3 protein-coding genes are annotated in these 3,428 nt (G+C 64.5%); 2 read left to right on the forward strand and 1 reads right to left on the reverse strand.

The window, feature by feature from the left end; genetic code table 11:
• Both EN932_RS31910 and EN932_RS31915 read left to right on the forward strand, forming a co-directional pair.
• Window positions 1-1,988, forward strand: a 1,988-nt coding sequence (locus tag EN932_RS31910; RefSeq protein ID WP_164890721.1) for a PAS domain-containing hybrid sensor histidine kinase/response regulator, incomplete at its 5' end; no start/stop codon positions are given.
• A gap of 182 nt (window positions 1,989-2,170) precedes the next feature.
• Window positions 2,171-3,046 (forward strand): GNAT family N-acetyltransferase, encoded by an 876-nt coding sequence (locus EN932_RS31915; protein ID WP_023812526.1) that lies wholly within the window; start codon window positions 2,171-2,173, stop codon window positions 3,044-3,046.
• Between the two features lie 64 nt (window positions 3,047-3,110).
• On the opposite strand, the gene EN932_RS31920 is transcribed toward EN932_RS31915, so the two are convergent.
• Window positions 3,111-3,428: TRIC cation channel family protein (locus EN932_RS31920; protein ID WP_206618982.1), on the reverse strand; the 318-nt coding region annotated here is incomplete at its 5' end.

Genomic DNA, 3,428 nt, shown 5'->3' on the forward strand with positions numbered 1-3,428 from the left:
CCACGGCCCGCAGCCGCGCCGAGATCGAGACGCTGGCCGACCGCATGTGGGAGATGCAGGAGAGCGATGAGCGCTTTCGTGGCCTGATCGACGCGCTTGGCGATCTCGTCATCCATCGCGACCGCGACGGCTACATCGTCTATGCCAACAAGGTCTTCGCCGATCTCGTCGAGATCGACCAGCGCGATCTTGCCGGCAAGACCCTGGCGGAACTCGGCATCGAGGTCGGCATGGTTCCCGATGCCGCCTTTTCCGACCATGAGTGCCTGAGTTCCACCGATGTCTCTATCAGCACGCCGAGCGGGCAGCGCTGGTTCTCCTGGATCGAACTGTCGGTGCGCGACAAGGACAGTGGCGCGGTTTCGCACCGCGCCATCGCCCGCGACATCACCGCCCGCAAACGCGCCGAGTCCTCGCTGATCACCGCACGCGAACGGGCCGAATATGCCAGCCAGGCCAAATCGCGTTTCCTCGCCACCGTCAGCCATGAAATCCGCACCCCGATGAACGGCATCATGGGCATGGCCAGGTTGCTCGCCGACACCAGCCTGTCGCCGGAGCAGCAGACCTATGTCGGCGCCGTCTCGACCTCAGCCAGCGCATTGCTTGCCCTGATCGAGGATCTTCTCGACTATTCCAAGATCGAAGCCGGGCGTTTCGACCCGGAGCCGCAGCCGATGTCGGTGCGCGAGATCGCCGACAACATCATCGAATTGCTGGCGGCGCGCGCCTTCGCCAAGGATATCGGGCTGGGTTGTCATGTCGAACCCGACGTGCCGCAATTGATCACCGCCGATCCAGGCAAGGTCAGGCAGGTGCTTCTCAACCTCATCGGCAACGCCATCAAGTTCACCGACAGCGGCGGCGTGCTGGTGAGCATTGCACGCGCACGCACCGAAACCAGCGACCGCATATGCTTTACCATCGCCGATACCGGTCCGGGCCTGCATGATGCCGACCTGGAGCGCATTTTCGAGGAGTTCGAGCAGGCCGACGGCACGTCGACACGCACACATGGCGGGGCCGGCCTCGGCCTTGCCATCTCCAGGCGCCTGGTGGCCGCCATGGGTGGCACGATCTCGGTATCCAGCCGGCTCGGCCAGGGATCCGAGTTCGTCTTCGAAGTCCCTGCGACAGCGGCCACCGAAGCGCCGCAGGGCCGCCAGAATGCTCTCTCGGGCAGACGCGTGGTGATCCTGTCGAAGAACGCCGTCGAGGCCGACGCCATCGCCCGCACCATCCGTGCCAACGGTGGCGCGGTCGACATCGCCACCACCGCCGCACAGGCCGCGCCTTTCGCCGCCGGCTGCGACGCGATCCTGGTCGATGCAGCGATGGAGGAAGGCGACGGAAGGCTGCTCAAGCGCCTGCGCCAGAGCGGTTTCTCCGACTGTGAGGCGATCACGCTGATCGCGCCGACAGATCGCGGCATGCTTGGCGAGTTCCGCGCCAGCGGCTACGCAACCTTCCTGGCCAGGCCGGTGCGCGGCGGAACACTTTTGCGTGTACTGTTGAGCAGCCATGCTCCGAGCCTCGGCCCGCCGCAGCCGGAAAAGCGCGGCGCGCCGACACTGCGCGCCGTCGGCAACCGCCAGCGCGGCCTGTCGGTGCTGATCGCCGAGGACAATGACATCAATGCCATGCTGGCCCGCGCCACGCTGCTGAAGGCGGGGCATCGCGTCAGGGTGGTCGGCAACGGCAAGGCGGCCGTCGAGGCTGTCACCGGCGCCGCGCACAAGGACCGCTTCGACGTGGTCTTGATGGATCTGCACATGCCGGTCATGGACGGGCTGGACGCGATTGCCGCCATCCGCCGCCATGAGGAAGAAAGTGCCGTGCGGCCGGTGCCGATCATGGTGCTGTCGGCCGACAGCCAGGAAAAGACCCGCCATGCGGTGTTGGCCCATGGCGCCAGCGGCTTTGTCACCAAGCCGCTCGACCCCGAGGCGCTGGTCAATGCCGTCGAGGGCCAGGTCGTCGCGGCCTGAGCTTTCCACCGCCCATTCCGCACCGGGCGATCACTTAAACGTAGCCGGTTGATCGTATTCGCCAGCCGACGAAGTATTGCCCACGACGTCGTATCACGGTACTGTCACAATCCTGTTGCACCTACACCGTATCCCCGTGCCAAGAGGGATGGCTCGAAGGAGAATCACTCGTGCATACAGTTATGCCGGAATGTGACACTCGGCCGAACGCCAGCAGCGCCTTGCTTGCCGGACGTAACGTCGATTCCGTCATAAAGGGCGCCGCACTGGGCCGTATAGGCAATCTTGAAGTGCGGCTCGCTCGCAACGAGGCCGAGATCGCGGCCGCGCAGGAAGTGCGCTACCGGGTGTTCTACGACGAACTTGGCGCCAGGAAGGACCTGTTCCAGGCCCATGACCGCCGTGACGCCGACCGGTTCGATCCGCTCTGCGACCATCTGCTGGTTTTGGACACCACGCTTTCCGGTCCCGAACATCGCCGCATCGTCGGCACATATCGGCTGCTGCGGCAAGAAATCGCGGCCACGGCCGGCGGTTTCTATTCCGAAGGTGAATTCGAGCTGACCAAGCTCATTGCCCGTCACCCCGGCCAGCGTTTCCTTGAACTCGGCCGCTCCTGCGTTTTGCCGGAATACCGCTCGAAGCGCACCATCGAAGCGTTGTGGCAAGGCATCTGGGCTTACATCAACCATTATGAAATCGGTGTGATGACCGGTTGCGCTTCCTTTCACGGCACCGTGCCGGCGGCGCATGCCGAGGCGCTCACCTACCTCGCCCACCACTGCCGCACGAATTCGGCCTGGGACGTGCGCGCGGTCTCCGGGCGCTACTGCTCGATGGACCTGATGCCTATCGAGGCGGTCAATGCCAAGGCGGCGATCGCCGCGATGCCGCCTCTGGTCAAGGGCTATCTGCGCGTCGGCGCCCGCATCGGCGACGGCTGCGTCATCGATCGCGAATTCTCGACGGTCGATGTGTTCGTCGTGATGCCGGTCAAGGAGATCGGCGCACGCTACGTCAACTATTATGGCGGGGAAGCCCAGCGCTTCGCTGCGTGAGGCTAGCGAATAGAAAGTAGCGGGAGCTATCTCGTTCAACCCCTATTCGCTATTCGCTTCCTTTTCACAAAATATCTTCCGGCCGCCTGCCGGGCCGGCTCTTGTAGGACGGAAACGACCAGCCGAATTTGAGCGCGCCGCCACGCACAAGGAACGCCGCCGCAAAACCGGCAAGGTCCGAGGCGAGCGGCGGCAGTCCGGCAAGATCGCCAAGCGTGTAAAGGCCGGCACCTGCAAGGGCCGCCGTGACATAGATTTCGGGCCTGAGCAGCACCGATGGCTCGCCGGCAAGGAGATCGCGCAGAATGCCGCCGAAAGTGGCGGTGAGCACGCCGGTGATGGCTGAGACGACCGGCGAACCGGTAATCGCAAGCCCCTTGGC

Source organism: Mesorhizobium sp. M7A.F.Ca.US.002.01.1.1, from assembly GCF_004022955.1.
GTDB lineage: Bacteria > Pseudomonadota > Alphaproteobacteria > Rhizobiales > Rhizobiaceae > Mesorhizobium > Mesorhizobium ciceri.

What these genes read in the sequence shown, in the direction of transcription:
- EN932_RS31915 (WP_023812526.1), top strand. Translation starts at nt 2,171, where the DNA reads ATGCCGGAATGTGACACTCGGCCGAACGCCAGCAGCGCCTTGCTTGCC.